This is a genomic window from Bacillus sp. FSL M7-0307, from assembly GCF_038627835.1.
Lineage (GTDB): Bacteria > Bacillota > Bacilli > Bacillales > Bacillaceae > Bacillus > Bacillus altitudinis.
Genome location: NZ_CP152023.1, coordinates 1,788,638 through 1,813,147 on the forward strand (window position 1 = coordinate 1,788,638; position 24,510 = coordinate 1,813,147).

The window sequence follows — 24,510 nt, forward strand, 5'->3', positions numbered from 1 at the left end:
ATGGCGATGGCTTACGTATTACAAGTGGATTTTAAGATGAATGGCCCTTTCGGAGATGAATTGGCAAAAGAGTTTTCTGATTTAGCGAGAAGTATTAATGAAGAGGATGGGTTCATATGGAAGATATGGACGGAGAATCCTGAAAAAAATGAGGCTGGCGGAATTTATTTATTTGAAACAAAAGAAGAAGCTCAAACATATCTCGATATGCATGCTAAAAGAATCACTAGCTTTGGCATAACAGACATCAATGCGAAAATCTTTGACATAAATTCTGAGCTGACTCATATCACAAAAGGTCCATTAAAAACGCATTAAGATTAACACACGAAAAAAGAGCGGTTGTTGACTGCTCTTTTTTCTTATGAATGAAGTAAGATATTCAACTTTAAACCGATTCATTAAAATGTTATGATCAGCAGTTTCCCCTAGCTCACTTGTTGCTTGTTTTTTTAATTAAGTCTACACCATCATATGATAGGGTTTCTACATGTGTAGCCTTTTGCAGGATGTAATGATCAAAAAACGTCTTCGTATAGTCCGTCACAAGATGATGCATCTCTAATGCATCTCTTGTGCCTCTAAGTTCCTCATCTACACCGGTAAACACGATGTCACAGTAATCTAAATGTGCAGCACCATCAACAGTGAAATAATAAGTTTCCATGCTATTGTTGTCACCAATGATCGCATTCATATTATAATTCGGTTCAGAAAACAGGAGCAAAAAGGGTTTATTGAGGTCGCTGTCGAGAAGGCCAAATGCACCACTATCTAAGCCAGCCCCGCAGACAAACCGGTCGTCATCCCGGCAAACCATAACCGCTGTAGGTCCGCCATAAGAATGTCCAGCGATACCCATGCCAGTGTCGAGTAGCAGTCTGTCATGAAAAATGGACTTCCATTCTCCAGAGTTTAGTTTGTGAAGATGATCGGCTACGTACCTTACATCTTCTGCCTGTCGTTCACTATATCTTGTTAACTCGTTAATGATTGGCAAGGAAAGGATGTTACGGCACATCTCAATAGCCGTTTCATCGTCAGGGCGCATATTCATCTTACCTGCCAGTGTTATCATCTCTGGATCTTCAGAAAACGCCTTAATGACTTCCGAAAAACCCTTTGATACATTCAACAGCTTCCCATCTTTCCGTTTGTACATGGTGCTATCCTGATGGCCGATACTGACGACAACATACCCTTGGCTTGCCATATCTGTACAGATGGCTGTGCCCCATTCAGGTGAACCACCCCCGCCACAAACATAGAATACCACTGGATAGCGCTCTTCCTTCCGAGAAAGAGCCAGATCGTCATAACAATGCGTTTTGATATCGATAGAGAAGAACTTTATTTCCTTCAAATACTCAGTGACAAGCGGCTGGTCATGAAGCATTTCGTAGACTTCAGGAAACATGTATGTGGATGGAGTCTTTCCTTCACTGCTATCAGATGGATAGTACATAAATGCGGTCAGTTCTCTTTTGGATTGATCTGATGCCGTATACTCAAAATCCATCTGGATTCGGCCGACTATGTAGCTACCGATTGGTTCTGGAAATGTGTCATACCTTTTCATTCTTTTATGCCCCTTTCATCATGAAAATGAATATCGGTTCTTTGCTGGCTGAGTATCGTATTGTGATATAATCTTGAGTCAAAGACAAGCGCTAAGAGAAAATGAACTTGCTGAATGGACATCATGATGGTGAAAAATTTCTGAAGAAATGATAGGGTGATAGCGATGAGAAGACTTGAGTCTGGTATATCAGTAGACAACGAAACATTTTCTGATGTTGCCAGGTATGAAAACGAAACAATTAGCAGAACGACAATCATCAACTCAAATATTCGTTCTCCTATTTTTGGAGCTGTCACTTGGATCATCTTGTATTTGATACGTGTGATCTGACGAATGCGAGATTTTTTGCCGGTAGTACGATTGATCATTGTACTTTTAGTCATTCAGACTTGCGCTCTGTGGGCATTGGCAAAAACGAAGCTGTCTTCACCAATTGCGAATTTTCTTCCTGCGATATGAGGGGAATGACATTGGAGAATGCTACGTTTATCGATTGTACTTTCTCTAATTGTAGATTCAATGACCGTGTTTTACAGGCAGCGAACATCGTCAATTGTACCTTTGCTGGTAAGCTAATAGATATAACGTTTGAGGGAAATGGCAAACAAAAGCTGATCGCCAATTTTGAAAACTGCACCCTTGATGGTGTTCGTTTTATAGGCTGTGACCTAGCGGCATGTATTCCGCCAGCATCCAAAAACCATTTATATGTTGAACATGTATCTGCACGAGTGAAAAAGGCCTTAGAGAAGATAGATGATGATCCTACTCTGTCTGACCATGATCGGAAAATAATAGTGCGGAGTCTGCGGAAGCTTGAACAAATGGAACAGTATATTTTTAACACGAAATATATGGAGAACATACATGGGGCCGCTTTTGTTGAACGCTTTTTCAGTCATCTTGGATGTAGCAAGGATCACATGTAGCGTTTGCTACATCTCTTTTCCTATTAATTCGATATCTTCTTGTGATAGATCAAACGTTTTCATTTCATTCCCCTTTCACCTCACTGCTCGTATGTATTATACCAAACATGAGGTGATGAACTGAATGGGGAAAAAACAGCCTATGATTGTACATATCATCATCTTCTTATCATTTATAGCTTCACTCTCCTTTACTAACCAGCCAAAAGACCGTTTAATCTGTAGTGAATTGCCATTCAGAACGTATTTCATATTCAATTGAAAAAGGCTGCTTTCAAGTAAGCAGCCTTTTCGCCTATTTACATCAGAACATGTACCCTTTCTAGGTGTGAACTAAATCCCTAACGATTGATCACTTGAATGATTTTCTTCAGAGCATCTGCCGCTTCTGGAATTGGCATGACAACAAACACATGCAGCATTTCAGGATAAACAAAGGTTTTGATGTCCATTCCTTGTTCTGATAGTTTTTCATCGAGCTTTATGGCATCTGGATATAACATATCATGTGTTCCGATAAAATGAGTGATCTTCCCGAGCCCTTTAAAGTCACCGTAAATCGGACTAATCAATGGATCTGTGAGACTTTGATCAGCTGCCCACAATTTTGTGATGACTTCCATTCCTTCATGACCTAGAATCGGGTCCTTTTTTGCATATTCAAAAATGAGAGGGTTGCTCATGCTCATATCCACACACGCAGATAGTAACACGATATCCTTTGGCTGCGGCAGATCTTCCTTCTTTAAAAGGTGCGCAAGACCAAGTGAGATGTTTCCGCCAGCTGAATCTCCCATGATCGTCAATTGATTGGCACTTTCAGCAGTTTTCAGAAGGTCTTTATATAGGTTAAGAATTTTCGGATACGTATCCTGGTTGCTATAATGAGGCACTTTTGGGTAAATAGGGGCGACTACTTTCGCACCTAGTGATTTCGCCATTTTATCCATGAACCACCAATGGACATTCAAAGGCTGATTTGTCCACGCGCCACCATGTAGATAGAGAATGACTTTTTGATTTTGTGATGCTTGTTCATTCAATGTGAAAACTTGCATGCCTTCGAATGTCTGCTCTTGTACCTCACTGATTAACTTTACATCCTCCCCAATGGCATAAGGCTTCGTATTTTCAATTCCTTTTTGCTCAAGAAATTTTTTTGTCTGTTCGATACTAGAAAAACTCTCTTTATTACTTTGCGAAGCGAATAATGTTTCAAATTGAATACTTTCTTTAGAACGTTCACCATGATACATTTCTACGCTCATTTTTTTCTCTCCTTCACTCAATAGGTTTATTGATCATCCTGCTTCGGAACACGAAATGATTCCAGGTAGACTTGTACTTTTTTCTCAGGGGTTTTTAATAAGTTAGATAAAAGGTCTTGAATGAGACGAAGGCTTTTAATTTTCTTTTCAATTTCTTCATGTTTAAGATGGACAATTTGTCTTAGGGTATCAAGGTCTATGTCTTGACTTAGCATGTCCATAATTTCAGCTATTTCCTTTAATGAATAACCGAGCGTTTTCGCATCTTTGATCAATTGAATTTTCACAACATAGTCGTCTGTATAGAATCTGTAACCGTTTGAACGTCGTCTTGGAGCAGGTAATATGTTGTGCTCTTCATAGTAACGAATTGCGGCAGGACTTACTCCTGTTTTTTTGGCAAGTTCTCCTCTAGTCATCAACTCCATCGTTACTCCTTTTTTATTATTTTGTTTTACTATATGTACATTATAAAGGTTGAACTATACTTCAAGGTCAAGGTGAAACATTTTTCGGCCAACTTTTGTTATCAAATGATTGTAGCGAAGAGATCTCTAGTGCTTGCTATGACATAATTGAGGTTACTTTTCGGTAAACAAAAAAACACCATCGCACCCGGCCAATTAAGGCGGATGCAATGGTGTCATCATCATTCCATCTGGATTATGATAAATCTTCCCCATTTGTTTCAATCACTTTTTTGTACCAGTAGAAGGAATCTTTTTTGTAACGATTTAATGTCCCATTCCCTCTGTCGTCTTGATCTACATAGATCAAACCATAGCGTTTACTCATTTGAGATGTTCCGCAGCTAATTAAGTCAATACAACCCCATGGTGTATACCCCATTAAGTCGACACCTTCTTTGACTGCTTCTTTCATCTGTTCAATATGTTGTTTTAAATAATCAATTCGATAATCGTCGTGAATTTCTCTGTCTGGTGTCAATGTATCTCTTGCGCCAAGTCCGTTTTCACAAACAAATAAAGGTTTTTGGTATCTGTCATACAGTTTAATTAATGAAATGCGCAGCCCCATTGGATCAATTGGCCAATCCCATTGTGATAACTCCAAATGCTCATTTTTAATTGGACTATCAAATGTACCCGCTAGCTCTGCTGCATCTTCTCGCGCTTCTGCTACGTGGGACATATAGTAGCTGATCGCCACAAAATCAACGATGCCCTCTTTCAAAATTTGCTCATCCTGCTCTTCGATATCAAGTTTGATGTCGTTGTCAGCAAAATATTTCACCATGTATGTTGGATATTCACCTCTAGCTTGAACATCCGGATAGAACATATTCAATTGGTTTGATTTTACCGCTTGCAGCTGGTCCTCTGGTTTCGTTGTTTTTGCATAGGCTTCAATTTGGTTAATCATACAGCCAATTTGTGCATGTGGAATGATTTCTTTTGCAGCCTTCACTGTGAGAGCGCTGGCGATAAATTGGTGATGTGATGCTTGATACGCAGCCTGTAATTTATGGTCTACTAGGTCCTCTAAAATTCCAGCACCGGTGTAAAGGCTATTGAGGTTCATATTCATTTCATTGAATGTAATCCAATACTTCACTTTATTTTTATATCTTTCTAAAATGGCGCGGGCATATTTTTCAAACAACGGGACAAGCTCTCTACTCATCCAGCCATTATATTTCTCTGTTAAAGTAATCGGCATTTCATAGTGAGACATCGTGACTAGCGGTTCAATTCCATATTTCGCACACTCATCAAATACGTTATCGTAAAAAGCCAATCCTTCTTCGTTCGGCTTGTCTTCTAAACCAGTTGGAAAGATTCTTGCCCATGAAATAGACAAGCGAAACACTTTAAAGCCCATCTCTGCAAATAGTGCAATATCCTTTTCATATCGATGGTAAAAATCGATTCCGCGTCTTTTCGGGAAATCAAATTCATCGGGTTGTTCCTTGTATCTTGTTAATTCAGCTGAACTCACATCGAAAGTAAAGTTGTTCACTTTTCCTTTTTCATAAGGATCTTTATATGCAGCAAAGTCTGACGTCGACAGGCCCTTGCCACCTTCTAAGTATGCGCCTTCTATTTGATTGGCAGCAGTTGCGCCACCCCATAAAAAATCATCTGAAAATCCTTTTTTTACATTCTTCATTTCAATCATCCCTTCTCTTTATATTAGTGAATAAGCATTAAGAGCTTATTTTGACCTGCGGTGACATGAGCGTCACCTGTATGAATCACATCAAGGTATTGCGTTGAATTTGTGACGATAATAGGTGTCACTACATCTAAATGGTTTGATTGAATTCCTTCTATATCAAACGATAATAAATGATCCCCCGTCTTCATCTCATCGCCCTCTTTTACCAGTACATCAAAGAATTGGCCATTTAGGCTGACGGTATCAATCCCCACGTGGATCAATAATTCAATCCCATCATCTGAAACGAGTCCGATGGCATGTTTAGTAGGTGTAACAGTCACTACTTTTCCTGAGAACGGTGCTTGTACCACCCCCTTATCAGGCAAAATTGCGACTCCCTTCCCCATCATTTCACTTGAGAACACGGAATCATTCACTTCAGATAAAGGAATGACCTTTCCACTCATAGGTGCTTGAACTTCATAAGGGTTTGTTTGCTTAGACATTTGTTGATTCTCTGTACTCTCAGTGTGATTTGGCTTTTCTGCTGCTTGCTCGTTAGCGGCCGTGACAGACTCCTGAAATCCAAGGAGAATGGTGATGAGAAGTGACACGATGAAGCTAAGGGCGATTCCAATCAGAGCCAGCTGAAAATTATTTGTCCCTTTCATAATGTAAGTTGGTAGTGAAGTAATGCCTGGAATAGAAAAGGCTGTTGTTTTAACTGAAAATAAACCGTAAAAACATCCACCGACTGCGCCGCCAATTAATGAAGCATAAAAAGGCTTTTTTAGTCTAAGTGTGACTCCATAAATGGCTGGTTCTGTGATCCCGAAGAAACTAGGAAGCAATGTTGAAAGCGCTAAAGACCTTGTTTCTACCCGCTTGGTGCGGATGATGACACCTAACACAGCGCCTGCTTGTGCCATATTCGCAATGAAATTCATCGGAAGCAGCATGATATCGTAACCCACTTTTTCAAAGCTGGCTAACGTGCTTGGGAAGAATGCGTAATGCATTCCAGTTAACACAATGAGTGGCATCAAACCTCCCATTAATAAACCGGCAATCGGACCAGCGAAATTGAACAAAGACGTGAAAAAGATTTCTAAATATTGCCCAGAAACGTTCCCAATAGGAGCGATAAAAGCCAGTGTAAGAGGAGCCGTGATCATCAGGCTCAGTACCGGTGTAAATACGATACTTAAGGATTTTGGGATCGCTTTTGTTATCCACTTATCGACAAAACTTAGTAATAGCACACCTAAAATAATTGGTAATACAGAAGATGTGTAATTATTTAGTGGAATACTTAACCCTAAAAAACTTAACGGGTCTGCTCCTTTTGCTGCACCTTCGATCATCGTTGGATATAGTAAAATCCCTGCTAATGCGAGCGCAAGAGATTCTCGCGTTTTAAATTTCTTCGCTGCCGAATAAGCAATGAGGAAAGGTAAAAAGTAAAAGACAGCATTTGAAAAAATTTGAAGTACTTGATAGGTAGAACTTGTCTCCGTCAGCCAGCCTAAGCTAACGAACAGTGCCATGATCCCTTTGATCAATCCACTACCAACAATCGCTGGCAAAATAGGTGTGAAAATCCCGCTGATCACATCGAATACGACTTCAATTGGGTTCATCTTTGACGTGTTTTTAACAGGAGCAGAATTATTGCTGCTATGACCTGCCAGATGATCGATTTCCTCATAAACCTCTGCTACCTTTGCTCCAATAATGACTTGGAACTGTCCACTTTGGAATTGAGCACCTAAAACACCCTCTAATGTTTTCAGCTCATCTACTTTTACCTGACTTTCATCGTTGAGATTAAATCTTAGCCGTGTGATACAATGCCAACTTTGAGATATATTTTCGGTTCCACCAATTAATTTCACAATTTTTCCAGCCAATTCTTTGTTTTCCATGCTTTCACCCCTTCATTTTCACAAAAAAAACCTAAACAAAATCCACCATAGAAAAGATCATTCTTTCTCATGGAGATTTGTTTAGGTTAATGCTTTTTCATAACACGCCTAAAAGAAATCATTTATTTTTTTGGTGTTCCTTTGTGATTCTCTCAATATGGATGACTAAAAAAACAAGTTCGTCTTCTGTCACATTCCAATTGAATTCTCGTTTTAACATTTCTTTGATGATCAATCCGCAGGCATAACTCTTCATATAACGATCCTGTATTAATTCTTTTAACGAGTCATCCATCTGCTGCGGTGGTTGATTGGTTTCCTGCCTGACAATAAAATATCTCAAGTGGGTAATAAACCTCGAATAATTAATGGATGATTTATCCAATATCATCTCGAAAATATTTTGAATGATTTTGACGATTTCTTTCGTGAGGTGAGTCATCTTAATGGTGTCTCCCATAGACTGACCATCTATTTGAGCGTTTACAAAATGCAGGGCAATGAGTGAAGCTTCAGTATCTTCAAAAGAAATGCCCATCATCTTTTGAATAATTGTCAGTGCTTTTTTCCCGACTTGATATTCTTGAAAATAGAGATGTGGAATTTCCCACACAATGGGGTTTTCATACGCCATTTTTTCTTCGTGCCTTTGAATAGCGAAGGTGAGATGATCGGATAGCGAAAAGAGCACGCTGGAACCTAACTTCTTATTCAACATCTCTTCGCCTACGCGAATGATTTTTTCAGTTAATAAAAGGATATCAGTTGGGATAGCGGCAAGTTGAGATTCTAATGGAGACGTCTGATCAGAATAAAATGTCTTACTGACAGCGCTCTCATCAAGTGTATCACCTTTCTTCTTTTTAAAACCTATTCCTGTTCCAAACACAACGACTTCATTTTGAGCCTCTGTTAGAGCTAATACGATATTATTATTTAAAACTTTAACGACGGTGAACATCCTCATCCCACCTTACCTAAAATGCTAAAAAAAGCATAAAAAAACACCAAAATCTCAGCAAACAACGTACAAATGTACAAACTGTTTACCTGACTTGGTGGTGCCTGATCATATCAGTAACACTCCTGCATCGGTTACGACTTTATTTTAAATAGAGGGATGACCAAAGTCAACTATTTTTTCTGAAAAAATAGATTGAAATACCCAGAATCATTTTATCTTTCCTTGTCATTTTACAGTTTAACATATTTAAGGTTGCTGTAAGGTTCGGATTAATACAAGTTAAGGTTGAGGTTGTACAATGGGTTTGTAAGGAATTGAGGGATGAGTCAAATGGTCCCCTCTTCTAAATCAATCATAGAGGTGAAAAGCTTTGAGAGAAAATAAAATTTTGTCTTCATTATGTTACTTCAGTATCTTTTTTGCACCGTTTCTATTTCCGATTATCGTTTATTTCTTAGGAAAAGACGAAGTGAAATACCATGCAAAAAAATCACTATGGACACATATTATTCCTTATTTGATTTTCGGTCTTGGTATTGCCGGTTCAGGTTTACTTGGCATGAACGATATCAGTCATGCTGGTCCGTTCTTAATTGCAACGTATGCTGTGACATTCCTTGTGGCGATCTACTTCTTCATTTGGAACATTGTGAAAGGCATAAAAGTGTTTTCAGAATAAGAGTTAGAAAAAACGGTTCTGTGATTGAGCAGAACCGTTTTTTTGTATGTCCGTTCAAGCGGGTAATTGGATATCAATTGTTGTTCCTTCCCCTATCATACTTTGTATCGTAATATCCCCGCCGTGTTTTTGGATGATATCTTTTGCAATCGCCATTCCAAGACCTGAGCCTGCATGTGTCCCTCCAGTATTCGTCCCTCTATAGTAGCGGTCAAACACTTTTTCTAGCTCTGCCTCTTCAATTCCTTTGCCGTTGTCTTGAATGGTGATGTGGGTATGTTCTTTTTGTTCAAGCTGTACAATGATTTTCACATCAGCATCATTGTGAACAAGGGCATTTAAAATGAGATTGGTGACCGCTCTTCGTATGAGGATCGTATCAATATTCAGCATCAGCTTGTCTACATTCGTTTGTAGCTCAATGGTCTGATCTGCATATCTCGAATCGTTGAGGATATCAATTAACGTTTCACGCAGCAATGGCACAATGTTCACAAGCTCTTTATGCAACATCACGTCGTTATTTTTTAGCCTTGTTGTTAAATTTAGATCCTCCATCACATCTTTGATGTACAGTGATTTATTCTCTATGATGCTGGCATAATGTCTAATGTCTTGATTTGAAAGAGGATAATTTGGATCTTTCATGATTTCTGCATAGCCTTGAATAGAGGATAATGGTGTTTTAATATCATGAGAAATATGACTGATCCACTCTTCTCGCATTTGCTCTAATTTGTCTTTTTCTTTTTGGCTTGAAGCGAGCTGCTCTGATAAGTGATTGACATTATAGAACACATCTTTATATATCCCCTTCGTTGGCAGCTTCGTCGTATAATCTCCGTTTGCGAGCCTCTGGATGCCGTAAATGGCACGGCCGAGCGGTTTGATGAGCTGCCGGCTGAATAAGTATCCAATGAATAAGGCAATGATGGCATCAATCGATAATAAAATCATCGTCCCGATATTGAATTGCGATATTAATTCTTTCGTATCAAAAGAAAATAAATATTTTCCGATGGAAGGGTCCTTAAATCCGATAAAGTAGCTGTATTCCTTGCCCTTTCCGTTTTTCCCCCCAGCATAAATAGTCGACATCAATTGCTTATCTTTATATTTATGTAAGTTCACGATTTCTATAGGTGTGTATTTGCTCTTTAAGCCTTTAGGTGCTAGTGCATGATAGACGTCTTGTCCATTTTCGTCTAATATTTGAATCCACGCATTTTGTTGTTTTAAAGCTTGCTGTCCTTCTTTACTCACAGTGATATCTTGATCAGACAAGGTGATGTATTGTTCAAATGTTCTTGTAAAGGTTTCCGGCGTATTTTCTTCGTTTTGCTGACTGCTTGCTTGTAGTACAAGCCATATCATGAATCCAAATAAGTTAATAAAGACCGTGATAATGGTCACGATAATGACAGAGACCATGTATCTGCCTGTTAATCGCCATTTCATCTTTATGCATCCTTTACAACAAATTTATAGCCAAGCCCTTTGACCGTCACGAGAAATTCTGGTGTAGATGGGGAATTTTCTATTTTTTCCCGAAGTCTTCGTATATGAACCATTACCGTATTATCAGAACCGAAGAAATCCTCACCCCAAACCGTTTGATAAAGCGTTTCTTTACTGATCACGCGATTCGGATGCTGCAAGAAATAAGTCATTAACATAAGTTCTTTCGGAGTGAGCTCAATCGCCGCCCCGTTTTTCGTCAGTTCGGCTTGCTGCTCGTTTAACTCAAATGGGCCTTTTTTGATCACGGGCTCCTCTTGAGAAGGCTGTAAGTATGATGACCGTCTTAGCTGGGCTTTTACCCGGTAGGCGACTTCTTTTGGACTGAACGGTTTTGTAATGTAATCATCGCCGCCAATGGCAAGTCCTACAATTTTGTCTGATTCCTCTCCCTTTGCTGATAAAAAGATAATCGGAACATGCGAGACATCTCTGATTTGTTTGCAAATATCGTAGCCTTCACCGTCTGGCAGCATAATATCCAGTATGATGAGATCTGGTTGTTCTTGATGAAATAGCGAAAGCCCATCACGGGCAGTTGAAGCTGTTAACACCTGGTCAATGCCTTCTCTTGTTAATACGGTATGGATTAATTCTAAAATTTCTTTTTCGTCATCTATAATCAATACTTTGCTTTGAACCTTTGGCATGATGATCACTCTCCTAAGTCATTGTTATTATTATACCCAAAGTGTTGACGTCGTGAAAAATCAACTTACTATTTACACAGAAAAAAGCCAATTTTCTTTTTGAATGAGAAAATTGGCTTTTCGTGTTTCTCTAGCGTTTGACCACAAATGTTGTCACACTTTGAGCAGGGAGATGAGCCCAAAATTGATTTCCTGATATGTTTAAGTCAGTTCCAGGTTGAAGGTTGCTGCTGCCGCTCGTCACCCATCTAGACGCCTGAGAAACGGAGCCATTTTGCACGACGAAGTGTTGATTGACCCCTGCATTGTTTTTATTAATCGCCACAATGACGACCTGATTGTTTCCTTTGTAGGCTGAGACGAAAACATTCGGTTCAGGGCTTTTCGTTGCATCAATTCTGACGTACCCTGGACGCACAAACTTGGAGAAATGCGCCATGTTGTATCCACGTTTGCTAATCATTCCATCTTCCTTCATAGGACCGTATGATCTCCTAATGTACCACCACACATACGCCTGAAAGTCCCCTTCCACCATTGAATGGTGAATATGCTCTGATACCCCTAATGCCTCAGGCCAGCGGTCCGCTGAATTGTTATCACTATTCGGGTAGTAGACCTCTGTCATCCATAGCTCTTTTCCCCCTCCTTTTTGTTTGAAAAGAGGATACGGAAGCTGACTGATTTGGGTCCCGTATAGATGAGCGCCGAGAATGTCCATATTTCTAAGCGCCTGCGGATCGTTTAAGATAGGATCTGAGATATTCTTCAGGTATTGAAAGGATTCTGGTGCAATCACACGTGCATTAATGGAGCCGGCATTTTCTCTCATGAAACGCAGGATTTCCTGAGGCGTCCACCATGTCCATTCGTGTGCATAATCGGGCTCGTTTTGAACAGAAATCGCATAAAGATTGACTCCGTTGTTCTTCATGTAAGTGACAAAATCATTCAGATGCTGAGCATATGCTGCGTATTGATTGTATTTAAGCCGCTTGGCAGGTGATCCATTCCGGTTAAATGTTTCAACCATACTGCTTGGAGGATTCCAAGGGGAAGCGATGACTAAAGCGCCATGCTCGATCGCTCGTTTGGCCGTCGCGACTTCTCTGCTCCAATTGTTTCTGTTTTCGTCTACATATATTCTAAGAATGGAAAACCCTAACTGATTTTGTCCATTGCCAAAGGCGGTTTCCCTTTGTGGCGCTGTCAAATCACCAATCCAAGCTGGGTGGTTCATTCCGCCAAAACCACGAATCACTTGTCTTTCTGCGTTGAGGTTAATGTTTGCGTCACTGGCTGCTGATACCTCAGCTGCTCCGGGTCCAATGAACATGACAGACAGCATGGTGAAACACACCAATAAAGCAAGCATTGGTTTTTTTATACATGACATCAAATTCCCCACTCCTCTATCAAACATTTAAGCACCTTTATTCTCTACCTTTGAGTAAACTGCCAAGAATCAAATTGGAATAGATTTCCCCCGCCTGTTCCGGTAAAGACAAAAAATACGTTGTGCACACCGGATGCGCCGTTAATCGCTGTTTCTATTTCCCGCCAGTTTTGTGTTCCACCGGTGGAAGGAACATCAAGTGTACCGACCAGTCTGCCGTTTGCGCTGCCAAGGCGTACTTCTATTTTCCCGCCTACTGTCGATGCGACATTGGCTTTAAATGTTCTAGCGCCATTTGAACCAAAGTCTACATTCCCTAAAGCCACCCAATCGCCGTTTTGAATGTTGGTGACATGCTGGTTATTCACTGGTCCTCCTGGTGCTGACGAGGCTTCGGTCAAAATGCGTCCATTCCAAGCGAATGTTTCAGCTTCAACACGTTGATATGGATTCAGATTAGATAGCTGTTTCACTCCTTCATAATTGGCTGCTACTTCTCGAAGGGAGCCATCTGCATTATGCACAAGCTTATTAATATGTGGAGAGCGGTAACCCTTGCCGGCCCCGTATAAAGCAGAGCTAACGGTTTGCGTATGATACACCACATACCACTCATTTTTAAAATTGAACACCGCATGATGGTTGTTACCGCCGCCACCAAAAAAAGCACCCGGATTTTTTAGAAAGTGTCCTTTATACGTGAAGGGTCCCATCGGACTTGAGCTCGTCATATAGCCGATTTCACCAGGTGGTTTATCAGCAGGATGAGAGCCGCCAAAGTTGATGCAATAGGAATAGTAATAGGTTCCGTTATACTTATGCATCCCCGAATCTTCAAACATAAAAGGAGCATCAATGGTGGATGCGCTACTGGCCACACTTGTCATATCAGCACCTAGCTTCAGGACTCTTGCTGTTTTAGGATTTGCCCATTGTCCCTGCGTTGGATTGGAACCGCCTGGAACGCCTCCGCCGGCATATAGATAGCCAGTACCGTCATCATCTACAAATACGGCCGGATCAAAAAGCCATACAACTCCGGACATGCCAGGTGTACTTGGCGTAACGAGCGCTTTCCCAATTGGATCAGTCCATGGGCCAATCGGGCTGTCTGCTGTAAGGACACCTATCCCTCCGCCGCTGTTAGCGAAATAAAGGAAAAATTTATCCTTTCCATTGATCTTCTTTACAGCAGCGGCTGGAGCCCAAGAAGCGCCTGCCCATTTGGCAATGCCTCTGCCGCCATTTGCCCCATTTGCCCCAGCTACTGGAATCGCTCCGTGATCGGTCCAGTTGACCATATCCGCCGAAGAGATGACGAATACTCTATTCAGATTCGCAAATGAATTGTCCTTAATCGTTCCGTTGCTTTGATATTCATAGTCATCACTCGACATATAAAGGTACACTCTTCCGTTATAGGTAAGCGCAAACGGGTCTGCTCCTAAGTGATGGTCAATGAGCGGGTTTGCATTTCCTACTTGCTTGGCAATAGGAGTGCTTGCCGCATTCGCTTCATATACCGGCAAACAACTCAGTACCAAAGTGAAAATCAATAAACAAACGCTGCACTTCATCCTCGTCCTCATCGTGTCATTTCCTCCTGTTTTCATCTTCCTGATATTGGGGTTTAGGCCCAATTTCAAATTATGTTGATGTTTCGTGATGAAGAATGAATACAAAGAATGATTTCTCCCTGTGAATCCCTGTAAAGAGTGCGATGAAAACCCTTACTTTTTAACTAGAAGACAACAAAAAAATGCAGTCTCCATGACGGAGCTGCATTCTTCCTCAATGTTCAATAAATGTAGGCTACATATAACGAGCGGTCACCATTTTCTTTCTCGTGTAAAACTCTACTCCATCTGTCCCATTGGCGTGCAAGTCTCCGTAGAAGGAGTCTTTCCAGCCGGAAAATGGGAAGAAAGCCATTGGAGCAGGGACACCAATGTTAATGCCTAACATGCCGGCTTCGATGTTTTCACGAAATTCTCTTATGCTTGAAGCGCTGTCTGTGTATAGGCAGGCACCGTTTGCGAATTTTGATTGATTGGACAGGTCGATTGCTTCTGCGAGTGATGAGACACGGACAATGGATAAGACTGGGGCAAAAATCTCGTCCTGCCAGATTTTCATTTGATTTGTGACATGATCAAAGATCGTTGGTCCGACAAAATACCCTTCTCCATTTGTTTCGTTATCTTGTCTGCCATCACGAATCAGGCTTGCGCCTTCTTCAATTCCTGATTGAATATATTGAAGAGTTCGTTCTTTATGCTCTTTCCGAATGACTGGTCCGAGAAAGACATCTTTATTTATTCCGTTTCCGATGACAAGCTGGTTGGATTCATCGACCAATTGTTGAATCAAGTCGTCCGCCACGTCTTCTTCCACTGCGACAACGGCTGCTGCCATGCAGCGTTCACCTGCTGATCCAAAAGCAGCGCCAATGATTTGTTTTGTGGCTGATTCTAAATCAGCATCTTTCAAGACGATAGAGTGATTTTTTGCACCGGCAAGTGCTTGTACACGTTTACCATGTGATGTCCCTTTTTTATAGACGTATTCTGCGACTGGCTGAGAGCCGACAAACGAAATGGCTTTTACCTTTTCATGTTCAAGAAGACCGTTTACTACATCGTGAGCGCCATTGACAATGTTGAGCACACCTTTTGGAAGTCCCGCTTCTTCAAATAGTTCTGCTAACCGTGCAGCAAGGATTGGCGTCCGTTCTGAAGGCTTTAAAACAAATGTATTTCCGCAAGCGATGGCAAGCGGGAACATCCAGCATGGGACCATCATCGGAAAGTTAAACGGGGTAATGCCGCCGATGACGCCAATTGGGTAGCGGTACATGCCAGACTCTAGACCAGTCGCAATATCAGGTAGTTGTTTCCCCATCATTAAGGTTGGTGCACCAGCGGCAAATTCCACACATTCAATTCCTCGCTGCACCTCTCCTTTTGCTTCTGTTACACTTTTTCCGTTTTCCAGCGTGACGAGTTCAGCTAACTCATCCCATTTCTCAACGAGTAACTGTTGGTATTTAAATAAGATACGTGCGCGCCGGGGAACAGCTGTTTTAGACCAAGTGGTGAACGCTTCTTGTGCAGCTTGGACTGCATGTTCTACATCCGTTTTTGTTGAAAGTGGTACTTCTGCGATGACTTCGCCAGTAGCTGGATTATAAACAGCTTCCGTTTGGTTCGTTTCGGCGTCCACCCATTGTCCGCCAATATAATTTTTCAACGTTTGTACATCTGTTTTGGTCATGTTCCCTCTCTCCTCTTTGTTTGGATTGTGATGCAGTCGTGTGTTGATTTATCGTCATTGTCTCATCTAAGGGGTCTTCATCTGTATACACTCTTTGTCAAATGAAACCACAGTTTTGCTTTACGTTCTGATAAAACATGTGAAGTCTATACCTTTCAGCTTCTTTGGTTCCGCAGATCTGTCCCCCTTTTAGGTCGTTTTGTCTGTGTGTCATGTGGCATGATCATGTTAATTAATTGATGATATGTTTTTGGTTAACTGTTGGTTAACTTTAGAAAAATCATAATATTAAAAACGCTTTCAGTCAATGATCAGTTTGTTGATCTAAAAAAGCCTGATGCCAGGTGCATCAGGCTAAGACCGTTTATTTTAGTTATTTAGAAGAAATTGCGTATTGACTCGGCTCTGTATAAGCCGGGAGCATCTCCCCGTGTGCTTCAATTAATTCATTACATAGTTTGATGGTGTCATCAATTGATAATTCAGCACTTGTATGCGGGTCTAATAATGCCGCTTGGTAAATGTGTTCTTTTTTGCCGCTGATTGCAGCTTCAATCGTCATGAGCTGTGAGCTGATATTGGTCCGGTTGAGTCCTGCCAATTGTTCAGGTATCTCTCCGATATAACATGGCATGATACCGCTCCGGTCGGCGACACACGGTACTTCTACACAGGCTTTTTCAGGAAGATTGTGAATGAGTCCACCTGTGTTCAGTACATTTCCACCAAATTTAAAGGGAACGTTCGTTTCAATCGCTTCAATGATACGTGAACCATATTCTTTAGAGCGCGTATGTGTGATCTGTGTGTTTCCCACAAGGTCATGCTTCATCGTATTCCAATTGTTGATTTGTTCCTCGCAGCGACTTGGATATTCATCGAGCGGAATGTTAAACTGTCCAATCAGTTCTGGATAACGAGATTTGATAAAATACGGATGATATTCTGCATTGTGCTCTGAGGATTCGGTGACATAGTAGCCGAATTTATCCATTAGTTCAAAACGAACCATATCAGGATGCCGCGTTTTTTGTTTTTCTTTTGCTCTTTTTTTGATTTCTGGATATAAGTCTTGACCGTCCCGTTTCACTTCTAATAACCATGCCATGTGGTTAATGCCGGCAATTTTTTCTTCAATGCCTTCATGGTCCATTTCAAGTGATTGAAATAAATCTTTCGTACACACCTGTACGCTATGGCAAAGACCAACCGTTTGAACCCGAGTATAACGCAGCATAGCGCCAGTCAGTGTGGCCATTGGATTCGTGTAATTTAACAATAAAGCGTGTGGACATACCTCTTCCATATCCTTTGCGAAGTCCAGCATCACAGGAATGGTTCGAAGTGAACGGAAAATGCCGCCGATGCCAACCGTATCCGCAATCGTTTGTCTTAATCCATATTTTTTTGGAATCTCAAAATCAATGACAGTGCTTGGCTGATAGCCTCCCACCTGGATGGCATTGATGACATATTTCGCATTCTTTAAGGCTTCTTTCCGGTTGTGATAGGACTGAATGGTCACATGTGCACCGTAGTTCTCTTTTAAGTGACGCAGCATCGTTTCTGATTCTTTCAGCCGGTTGTGATCGATATCATATAACGCAAATTCAAAGCCGGCAAGTGCGGGAACGAACAGACAATCTCCTAATATATTTTTAGCAAACACGGTACTTCCTGCACCGATAAATGTAATTTTAGACATAGACGACACTCCTTTTTACATCAAGGTTGGATTACCCTTTAACAGAGCCTTGAGACAGCCCTGCGATAAAGTATTTTTGCAAAAGTAAAAACATCGTGACCATTGGCAGCATCGCAATGAGAGCAGCGGCGCCAACGAGCTGGAGCTGGTGTTGATTTTGACCAAAGAAATTGGATAAGGCGACTGTAAGTGTATGCATCTCTTTATCTTGCAGAAAGAAGATGGCAAATTGATAGTCGTTCCAAATATACACACAGGCAATGATTAAAACAGAAGCGGTAATCGGCTTCAGCAACGGAAAAACGACGGTGAAAAAGACTCTGAGTGTTCCCGCGCCATCAATACGAGCGGCTTCTTCAAGCTCCTTTGGAATCGTCGACCGGATAAAACCGGCATATAGAAAAATCGTCAGTGGCAAAAAAGCAGCAACATTGTTTAAAATAGCGATTTGATAAGTATTCATCATGCCAATTTGTACAACCATTTTGTATAAAGGGACAAGGGCTGTGAGCGGCGGTATGACCATAATGGCAATGAATAAGAGATACACCGCTTGATTCAGCTTTGTTCCTCTTCTTGCAAGCGGATAGGCGGCAAGTGATCCAAAGATGATGAGTAGGGCAGCCGAGCTAAACGTAATGATCACTGTATTCAAAAAGGACTGGCCAAGCTGAGCATCTGTCCATGCCATCAGAAAGTTTTCAAAATGAAGCGTTGATGGGAACAACCATTTTGAGCTAAAATCTCCTATCCCCTTTAGAGAGGTCGTGACTAAAATATAAAATGGAATCAGGTGCAGCAATGTGATCAAAAGGGCGAGTAAGGAGTACCATCTTTTCTTTCGTTTATAGGCGTTATCCATCACACCTCGGTCTCCTTTCGTTTGAAATAAATGAGCGCTGCGACACTAACGACAAGGATGATAATAGCCATGAAGACACCTTGCGTCGCTGCATAGCCTGCATCCTGCCGTTTGAAATACAGATCATACATAAAAGTCGACATCGATTGCGAGGAATCTCCGGGTCCTCCGCCAGTGAGGGCGACAATGACATCAAATAATTTAAGTCCACCGATCACATTGAGCACAACATTGATGGTGATAGATGGCATTAAAAGCGGTAATGTGATGCGCCAAAATTGCTGAAGACCTGAAGCTCCGTCGAGTTGTGCTGCTTCATAATAATCTTTAGGTATGCTTTGGAGTCCTGCTAAATAAATGATCATGGCAATCCCGACGAATTGATACGTATTCACAAACACAATGATCCAAGTGTTTAGCTGCGGATTACCAAGTGCGTTCATTGGATCAAATCCAAAAAAGGTAACAACGTCGTTTAAAGCACCACCTTGGTACGCAAAGACAAAATACCAAATATAGCCCATAGCAATCGGGCTGATCATGACGGGTAAATAGATCACCGTTCTTGTGATGGCTCTCATCTTTAAACTTTGATTTAATAAGAGTGCATATCCAAGACCAATCATATTTTGTAAGATGGTGCTCCCGATGCCGTAAAGAAGGGTATTTTTCACAACAAGCCATGTGGTTGGATCTTGCAGTAGTCGTTTGTATTGATCCAGTCCGATCCACTCATACTGTTGTGAGAAACCGTTCCAATTTGTAAAAGAAAGCTGAATCCCGTTAAAAAAGGGATAAATGATAAAGGCACTGACAACGAGAACAGCAGGCAGATACATCCACCAAAGTGAAGAATTTTGGCTATTTTTCATCTTCTGTTTTGGAAAAGAGGTAAATGTCGCCGCCTGTTTTTCTTTTGTGATGTCACTCATTGGCTTCACTCCTGTTTCAGCATGAGCCTGCTATTGTTTTTTCAGACGCTTATATTCCTCTTCCATTTTCTTCGATAGTTGTTCCGGTGTGATGGAGCCTGCTAATAATTCTTGACCGGTCGTTGCCATGACAGCCCACATGCCGCTCGGTAAGTATTTCCGATCAAAATAGGGTTCAATCTTAATATCTTCATATTGCTCGTAAAATATAGAGTAATAGTTTTTGGCTTTGACTTCTTTTAAAGCCGTTTCAGAGGAAGTGCCCTCTGCGATTTTTTTTGCGTTTTCAGGCTTTGCTAAAAAGTCAATGAATTGTTTTGCTTCTTTTAGATGCTTTGAGTCTTTCCATGCCGCAACAGTAAAGCGTTCCCCGCCAATCCAGCTTTGCTCATCTCCTTCATGAATAGCTGGTACGGGCATGGTGCCTACTTTGATCGATTGATTGAGTTCAGTCGCCTCAGGTCCTAAAGATCCTCCCACAAAGGTGAAAGCGATTTTGTTTTGTGCCATCAGCTCAGGTGCTTGGGATAGTTTCGCAGTGAGTACATCTTTGTTTAAAAGGTCTTGATCTTTCAGCTCCTTCATAAACTGTGCAAGCGGTGTATAGTGAGACCAATCAAATGATCCATTTTCAAGGTCTTTTCCGTATTGATGTTTTTGATCGGTAATGAGTAAAGGCGTTGCCAGCTCATCAAAGACTTGGGCAATATTTGAATTATCTCCTCCTGGAATCCAGAGTGGCACCACTTCCCCTTTACTTTTTTCTTTGACAGTTTGTAAAGCACTTTTCAATTCATCCAGTGTTTTTGGAACTTTAATGCCATATTCTTTTAATAGATTGGCATTAAAACTAAGTCCGTCTTTTGCTTGGTTCAGCGGATAGGCATAGACTTTGCCATCTTTGTCTTTTAAAATTTGATCGAGTGAAGGATCGAGTTGTTTTACCCATTCCATCTCCTTTAGATCAGCCACGTATTCGCTATATCGCAGTTTGGCCCAGCCGTGTGTATCAAATAGGTCTGGCATATCGTTTGCCCCCATTTTGACGCGTATCATATCTTCATAGCTGTTGCCAGGGAAGTTGGCATCAATTCGGATGTTTTGATGTTCTTTTTCAAAATCACGGATCACTTCTTCAAATGCCTTTCTCTCCCCGCTGTTACTCATTGTGGAGAATAGAGTCAAGGTCACTTTCCCGTTTGCTTCAGACGCACCGTTATTGCCGCAAGCAGACAAGATCATCGACAAAGCTAGAGCTACACACAGCATCAGAATTTTTTTACTCATCGTTTCCTCCTTTTGATTACTGAAAATTCAGACGATTATCGGTAGAATTCATGCGGTTGCGGAAACAAAAGAAGTCCATTATACTGGAATTCTATTCTATTCTTTTCAAAGAGATAAGAGAGCAATTGGGTGAACTGCGTTGTTTTCAGCATGATCTGGCCATCATGCTCAGCAGCTCCCTTCCTGCTTTTTTGTCTCTTTTTTATTTGCTGAAATGCTCGTTCACCCCCTTTCATGGATTGGGCATGTGCTGCCTCTTTGCATGAGCTTTGTTGGCACGACGACTTTTAGGGGAAGCTTTCTTCCTTTTATCCGCTCAAGCAAAAGCTTTAGGCCCACTTCCCCCATTTCTTCTGTATATACTTTAACCGTTGTGAGCGGCGGGCTTGAAAAGGAAGCGGCTTCGATATCATTAAACCCCACGATTGAGACATCTTGAGGTACACGACGACCGGCTTCATGTAGCGCGCGCATAGCGCCTATTGCCATAGAGTCACTTCCGATAAAAAAGGCTTCTGGAAGATTTCCTTTCTGAATGGCTTTTTGCATAAGCGAGTAGCCTTCTTGCATGGAATATTCGCCTATGTGGATGTCATTCATATGAAGAGTTCCCGCTTCTTGCATTCTTTTGATAAAAGTTGTTTGTCTTTCATCCTCAATCACAGCATTTCCTTCAAAATAATGCTCCCTCTCTTTCCCGCCAATATATCCTAGATGTGTATAGCCGAGAGATTGCAGATGACGAATGGCACGATCTGCCGCTCTGACAAAATCCACATGTACACAATCATACAAATCTTCATCCGCATAATGATTGATAAAAACGATATGTTCCATTCGGTTTGTCATCTTTTCAACCGTATCAGGGCTGATTCGTCCAATGACGATCAAACCGTCAATATCCTTTAGTATCGCCCCTTTATCCATGTTTCTTAGGCGAAAGGTATGGAGAGTGGACAGACCTTGTTTGGCATATTCTTTTTCAATTCCTTTTCGAATCGATGAAAAAAAAGGATCATTTAATTCTTCGTCAATGGATTGGGCGACAACGACACCGATGACTGGGGATGCGGGTGGGCTATTTACTTCTGCTTGATCGGCTTTTCTTGCTCTGACTGGGGTATAGTTTAATTTCTTGGCTATGTCGAGGATGTTTTGTCTTGTTGCGTGTGAAACGGCAAGCGTTTGGTCGCCATTTAACACACGGGATACAGTAGAGACGGATACTTTTGCATCATGAGCAATATCTTTGAGTGTGGTCATAGGCAAACTCCTCAATATTTTTGACTAAATGTTTACTAAAGATATTTGAAGAATACCACATAAATAAAGCGCTTTCAATTATAAATTTGTGCTTTTTTGAAGTTTTTGAGTATGTTTTGATAAGGAGATAGTTTGTTTAGTAAAATTGCGTAAAAAAGAGGATGGACTTCATCCTCTTTTTTACTAAGGTGATTTCATTGTGGCTGTTTCTTTTGCGAACAATTGCTTCATTGTTTCCCATGCTTTATCTAATTCTTCGTGAAGTCCAAATAAACCTGAGGTGCCGATGATGTAAATTTCATTTCCTGCCTCAGCAAGCAGCCGGAACGTGCTTTCATTACAAGAGCCGTCTACCTCAATTGAAAACGAGTATCCTCCCTTCTCTTTGATTTCTTTCACCTCTTTCATTTTCGGAAGCATTTCTTTGATAAAAGGCTGACCAGCAAACCCTGGATCAATTGTCATGATCGTCACCCGGTCTATTAAATGAATAAAAGCATCTAATGCTGCAACTGGTGTGGCGGGATTGAGAACAAAGCCGACCTCACACTTTCTTTCGTGAATATGCCGAATGATTCGAAAAACGTCTTTTTGCACCACTTCTGGATGTAAACAAATCATCGTTGCGCCTGCATCAATACATGCATCAATTAAAAATTCCTGAGGCTGTTCGGCCATTAGATGAACATCAATCGGAACGTCTGTCAGTTTCCGAAGTTGTTCAATGAAAAAGGGTGATAAGGTCATATTTTTTACATAATGACCATCCATGACGTCGACATGATAACGATCTGCCCTTGTGTTCAGAAGCTGAATTTGTTCACGGAAGTGCGTTAAATCCATACACATCAATGAAGGTGAGAAAATGGCTGTCATCCTCCAATGCCTCCTTTTTAAAGATGAAATAAAAACTTGATCAATCCAATCAAGATTCCGATGATACCGAAGTCTGTATCTCCAAATGTTGTCCCTTCAAAGCCAAGAGTGCCTAACACAGGAAGTAAACAAGCTGGTAAAAATGAAAGGAGTATTCCATTCACAAAGGAACCGGCGACTGCACCTCTCATTCCTCCCGTTGCATTGCCATATACGCCCGCTGTCGCACCGCAGAAAAAGTGCGGCACAAGTCCAGGAACAATGACAGTTAAACCAAACAAAGGAAGAAGGAAAATAGACACGATGCCTCCTGCAAAACTGCATAAAAAACCGATGATCACTGCATTTGGAGCAAATGGGAAAACAGTTGGCGCATCAAGTGCCGGCTTTGCCCCTTTGACGAAACGATCGGCAATCCCTTTGAAAGCAGGCACAATTTCACCAATTGCCATCCGTACACCTGCTAAAATAATGTATACCCCAGCAGCAAAGGTAATGGCCTGAATGAGAATGAAGACAGCAAAGTTCGTACCACCACTAATGTTTTCTATGAATGAAATTCCCGCAAACGGTGCAATCGCAAAGAAAAGCAAAGCCATCGTAATGGAGATGGCCACCGATGTATCTCTTAGAAAACCGAGTGACTTAGGTACTTGAATGGTTTCCGTTGATTTCTCTGGGCGCCCGACCCATTTGCCGATCATTCCCGCTGTAAAATAGCCGAACGTACTGAAATGACCGAGCGCCAAATCATCACTTCCAGTGACTTTCCTTGTAAACGGCTGAAGGATTGCGGGAGCAATGACCATCGCTGCACCTAATACGATTGAACCAGTGGTGATCAGCAGCGTTCCTTGTATGCCGGCTGTTGACAGAACGACTGCAAGCATAGCCGCCATATATAGCGTATGATGACCAGTTAAAAAGACGTATTTAAAGGGTGTGAATTTTGCCAAAAGCAAATTGACCAACATACCAAAAATCATAATGAGCGCTGTCTGTGTACCGAATTCCTTTTGGGCAATGGCCGCCATGGCATCTGTATTTGGGACAACCCCTTGAATGTGAAAGGCTGCTTCAAACATCTTCCTGAAAACCCCAAGTGAATCAGATACGACTGTGGCGCCCGCTCCTAATATTAAAAAACCCATTGTTGTTTTTAAGGTGCCTGATACAGTATCGGCAGCTGACTTTTTCTGCAAAAGTAAACCAGCTAGTGCAAACAAACCGATGAGAATTGCGGGTGTGCCCAATATATCGTTCATGATCAGTTCTATCAT

At 41.3% G+C, this 24,510-nt stretch carries 22 protein-coding genes; 3 read left to right on the plus strand and 19 right to left on the minus strand.

Going from position 1 to position 24,510, the window contains the following annotated elements:
• Positions 1–6 precede the first annotated feature (6 nt).
• Positions 7–318 carry a monooxygenase gene (locus MHI41_RS09085; protein ID WP_058337218.1) on the plus strand — a complete coding sequence of 104 codons (312 nt, stop codon included), beginning with the start codon at positions 7–9 and terminating at the stop codon, positions 316–318.
• A gap of 115 nt (positions 319–433) precedes the next feature.
• Here the strand turns inward: MHI41_RS09085 and MHI41_RS09090 are convergent, their stop codons facing one another.
• Complete coding sequence (locus MHI41_RS09090) at positions 434–1,579, minus strand: choline esterase (RefSeq protein ID WP_058337217.1); 1,146 nt, start codon at positions 1,577–1,579, stop codon at positions 434–436.
• Positions 1,576–1,965 (minus strand): hypothetical protein, encoded by a 390-nt coding sequence (locus MHI41_RS09095; protein ID WP_172793293.1) that lies wholly within the window; start codon positions 1,963–1,965, stop codon positions 1,576–1,578. The genes MHI41_RS09090 and MHI41_RS09095 overlap by 4 nt, the downstream gene beginning before the upstream one ends.
• 81 nt (positions 1,966–2,046) lie before the next feature.
• Between MHI41_RS09095 and MHI41_RS09100 the strand changes: the two genes are divergently transcribed.
• Positions 2,047–2,511 (plus strand): pentapeptide repeat-containing protein, encoded by a 465-nt coding sequence (locus MHI41_RS09100; protein ID WP_253718751.1) that lies wholly within the window; start codon positions 2,047–2,049, stop codon positions 2,509–2,511.
• Positions 2,512–2,852: 341 nt separating this feature from the next.
• Here the strand turns inward: MHI41_RS09100 and MHI41_RS09105 are convergent, their stop codons facing one another.
• The 5 genes from MHI41_RS09105 to MHI41_RS09125 form a co-directional block, all read right to left on the minus strand.
• Positions 2,853–3,779, minus strand: a complete 927-nt coding sequence (locus MHI41_RS09105; RefSeq protein WP_282833676.1) for an alpha/beta hydrolase — start codon at positions 3,777–3,779, stop codon at positions 2,853–2,855.
• Positions 3,780–3,805: 26 nt separating this feature from the next.
• Entirely contained in the window at positions 3,806–4,207 is a 402-nt protein-coding gene (locus MHI41_RS09110; RefSeq protein WP_017367349.1) for a MerR family transcriptional regulator, read from the minus strand.
• 235 nt (positions 4,208–4,442) lie between these two features.
• A complete protein-coding gene (locus MHI41_RS09115) occupies positions 4,443–5,909 on the minus strand; it encodes a family 1 glycosylhydrolase (protein ID WP_282833677.1) in 1,467 nt (488 codons plus the stop codon).
• 23 nt (positions 5,910–5,932) lie between these two features.
• On the minus strand, positions 5,933–7,825 hold the full coding sequence (locus tag MHI41_RS09120) for a beta-glucoside-specific PTS transporter subunit IIABC (protein WP_282833678.1): 1,893 nt from the start codon (positions 7,823–7,825) through the stop codon (positions 5,933–5,935).
• Positions 7,826–7,943: 118 nt separating this feature from the next.
• Entirely contained in the window at positions 7,944–8,786 is an 843-nt protein-coding gene (locus MHI41_RS09125) for a PRD domain-containing protein (RefSeq protein ID WP_144680422.1), read from the minus strand.
• A gap of 373 nt (positions 8,787–9,159) precedes the next feature.
• On the opposite strand from MHI41_RS09125, the gene MHI41_RS09130 reads away from it, so the two are divergent.
• On the plus strand, positions 9,160–9,468 hold the full coding sequence (locus MHI41_RS09130) for a DUF4870 domain-containing protein (protein ID WP_007499277.1): 309 nt from the start codon (positions 9,160–9,162) through the stop codon (positions 9,466–9,468).
• A 54-nt stretch (positions 9,469–9,522) separates the two neighbouring features.
• Here the strand turns inward: MHI41_RS09130 and MHI41_RS09135 are convergent, their stop codons facing one another.
• From MHI41_RS09135 to MHI41_RS09190, 12 genes are all read right to left on the minus strand, one after another.
• Positions 9,523–10,926, minus strand: a complete 1,404-nt coding sequence (locus tag MHI41_RS09135; RefSeq protein ID WP_282833679.1) for a HAMP domain-containing sensor histidine kinase — start codon at positions 10,924–10,926, stop codon at positions 9,523–9,525.
• Positions 10,927–10,928: 2 nt separating this feature from the next.
• Positions 10,929–11,636: a response regulator transcription factor gene (locus MHI41_RS09140; RefSeq protein ID WP_282833680.1), complete on the minus strand. Its 708-nt coding sequence runs from the start codon at positions 11,634–11,636 to the stop codon at positions 10,929–10,931.
• 130 nt (positions 11,637–11,766) lie between these two features.
• Positions 11,767–13,035, minus strand: a complete 1,269-nt coding sequence (locus MHI41_RS09145; RefSeq protein WP_026050098.1) for a glycoside hydrolase family 30 beta sandwich domain-containing protein — start codon at positions 13,033–13,035, stop codon at positions 11,767–11,769.
• Positions 13,036–13,076: 41 nt separating this feature from the next.
• Complete coding sequence (locus MHI41_RS09150; RefSeq protein WP_035391887.1) at positions 13,077–14,621, minus strand: glycoside hydrolase family 43 protein; 1,545 nt, start codon at positions 14,619–14,621, stop codon at positions 13,077–13,079.
• A 223-nt stretch (positions 14,622–14,844) separates the two neighbouring features.
• The gene (locus MHI41_RS09155; protein WP_025207429.1) at positions 14,845–16,305 is read right to left on the minus strand and encodes a CoA-acylating methylmalonate-semialdehyde dehydrogenase; all 1,461 of its coding nucleotides are present in this window, start codon (positions 16,303–16,305) and stop codon (positions 14,845–14,847) included.
• A gap of 373 nt (positions 16,306–16,678) precedes the next feature.
• Complete coding sequence (locus MHI41_RS09160; RefSeq protein ID WP_342494735.1) at positions 16,679–18,010, minus strand: alpha-glucosidase/alpha-galactosidase; 1,332 nt, start codon at positions 18,008–18,010, stop codon at positions 16,679–16,681.
• A 31-nt stretch (positions 18,011–18,041) separates the two neighbouring features.
• Positions 18,042–18,872, minus strand: coding sequence for a carbohydrate ABC transporter permease (locus MHI41_RS09165; protein WP_007499267.1), 831 nt, complete (start codon positions 18,870–18,872; stop codon positions 18,042–18,044).
• Positions 18,872–19,804 carry a sugar ABC transporter permease gene (locus MHI41_RS09170; RefSeq protein ID WP_007499266.1) on the minus strand — a complete coding sequence of 311 codons (933 nt, stop codon included), beginning with the start codon at positions 19,802–19,804 and terminating at the stop codon, positions 18,872–18,874. The genes MHI41_RS09165 and MHI41_RS09170 overlap by 1 nt, the downstream gene beginning before the upstream one ends.
• A gap of 30 nt (positions 19,805–19,834) precedes the next feature.
• Positions 19,835–21,091, minus strand: coding sequence for an ABC transporter substrate-binding protein (locus tag MHI41_RS09175; RefSeq protein ID WP_342494736.1), 1,257 nt, complete (start codon positions 21,089–21,091; stop codon positions 19,835–19,837).
• Positions 21,092–21,313: 222 nt separating this feature from the next.
• Entirely contained in the window at positions 21,314–22,354 is a 1,041-nt protein-coding gene (locus MHI41_RS09180) for a LacI family DNA-binding transcriptional regulator (protein WP_142155206.1), read from the minus strand.
• Positions 22,355–22,537: 183 nt separating this feature from the next.
• A complete protein-coding gene (alsE, locus tag MHI41_RS09185) occupies positions 22,538–23,230 on the minus strand; it encodes a D-allulose 6-phosphate 3-epimerase (RefSeq protein ID WP_142155207.1) in 693 nt (230 codons plus the stop codon).
• Positions 23,231–23,247: 17 nt separating this feature from the next.
• Positions 23,248–24,510, minus strand: a complete 1,263-nt coding sequence (locus MHI41_RS09190) for a PTS ascorbate transporter subunit IIC (RefSeq protein ID WP_342494737.1) — start codon at positions 24,508–24,510, stop codon at positions 23,248–23,250.

Excerpts from the sequence above, each read along its gene's own strand:
- MHI41_RS09115 (WP_282833677.1), bottom strand. The coding sequence starts at position 5,909 with ATGAAGAATGTAAAAAAAGGATTTTCAGATGATTTTTTATGGGGTGGC.
- MHI41_RS09150 (WP_035391887.1), bottom strand. The coding sequence starts at position 14,621 with ATGAGGACGAGGATGAAGTGCAGCGTTTGTTTATTGATTTTCACTTTG.
- MHI41_RS09095 (WP_172793293.1), bottom strand. The coding sequence starts at position 1,965 with ATGACTAAAAGTACAATGATCAATCGTACTACCGGCAAAAAATCTCGC.
- MHI41_RS09100 (WP_253718751.1), top strand. The coding sequence starts at position 2,047 with ATGACATTGGAGAATGCTACGTTTATCGATTGTACTTTCTCTAATTGT.
- MHI41_RS09155 (WP_025207429.1), bottom strand. The coding sequence starts at position 16,305 with ATGACCAAAACAGATGTACAAACGTTGAAAAATTATATTGGCGGACAA.
- MHI41_RS09090 (WP_058337217.1), bottom strand. The coding sequence starts at position 1,579 with ATGAAAAGGTATGACACATTTCCAGAACCAATCGGTAGCTACATAGTC.
- MHI41_RS09085 (WP_058337218.1), top strand. The coding sequence starts at position 7 with ATGGCTTACGTATTACAAGTGGATTTTAAGATGAATGGCCCTTTCGGA.
- MHI41_RS09180 (WP_142155206.1), bottom strand. The coding sequence starts at position 22,354 with ATGACCACACTCAAAGATATTGCTCATGATGCAAAAGTATCCGTCTCT.
- alsE (WP_142155207.1), bottom strand. The coding sequence starts at position 23,230 with ATGACAGCCATTTTCTCACCTTCATTGATGTGTATGGATTTAACGCAC.
- MHI41_RS09190 (WP_342494737.1), bottom strand. The coding sequence starts at position 24,510 with ATGATAGAACTGATCATGAACGATATATTGGGCACACCCGCAATTCTC.
- MHI41_RS09160 (WP_342494735.1), bottom strand. The coding sequence starts at position 18,010 with ATGTCTAAAATTACATTTATCGGTGCAGGAAGTACCGTGTTTGCTAAA.
- MHI41_RS09175 (WP_342494736.1), bottom strand. The coding sequence starts at position 21,091 with ATGAGTAAAAAAATTCTGATGCTGTGTGTAGCTCTAGCTTTGTCGATG.
- MHI41_RS09165 (WP_007499267.1), bottom strand. The coding sequence starts at position 18,872 with ATGGATAACGCCTATAAACGAAAGAAAAGATGGTACTCCTTACTCGCC.
- MHI41_RS09110 (WP_017367349.1), bottom strand. The coding sequence starts at position 4,207 with ATGGAGTTGATGACTAGAGGAGAACTTGCCAAAAAAACAGGAGTAAGT.
- MHI41_RS09125 (WP_144680422.1), bottom strand. The coding sequence starts at position 8,786 with ATGTTCACCGTCGTTAAAGTTTTAAATAATAATATCGTATTAGCTCTA.
- MHI41_RS09105 (WP_282833676.1), bottom strand. The coding sequence starts at position 3,779 with ATGAGCGTAGAAATGTATCATGGTGAACGTTCTAAAGAAAGTATTCAA.
- MHI41_RS09140 (WP_282833680.1), bottom strand. The coding sequence starts at position 11,636 with ATGCCAAAGGTTCAAAGCAAAGTATTGATTATAGATGACGAAAAAGAA.
- MHI41_RS09170 (WP_007499266.1), bottom strand. The coding sequence starts at position 19,804 with ATGAGTGACATCACAAAAGAAAAACAGGCGGCGACATTTACCTCTTTT.
- MHI41_RS09135 (WP_282833679.1), bottom strand. The coding sequence starts at position 10,926 with ATGAAATGGCGATTAACAGGCAGATACATGGTCTCTGTCATTATCGTG.
- MHI41_RS09120 (WP_282833678.1), bottom strand. The coding sequence starts at position 7,825 with ATGGAAAACAAAGAATTGGCTGGAAAAATTGTGAAATTAATTGGTGGA.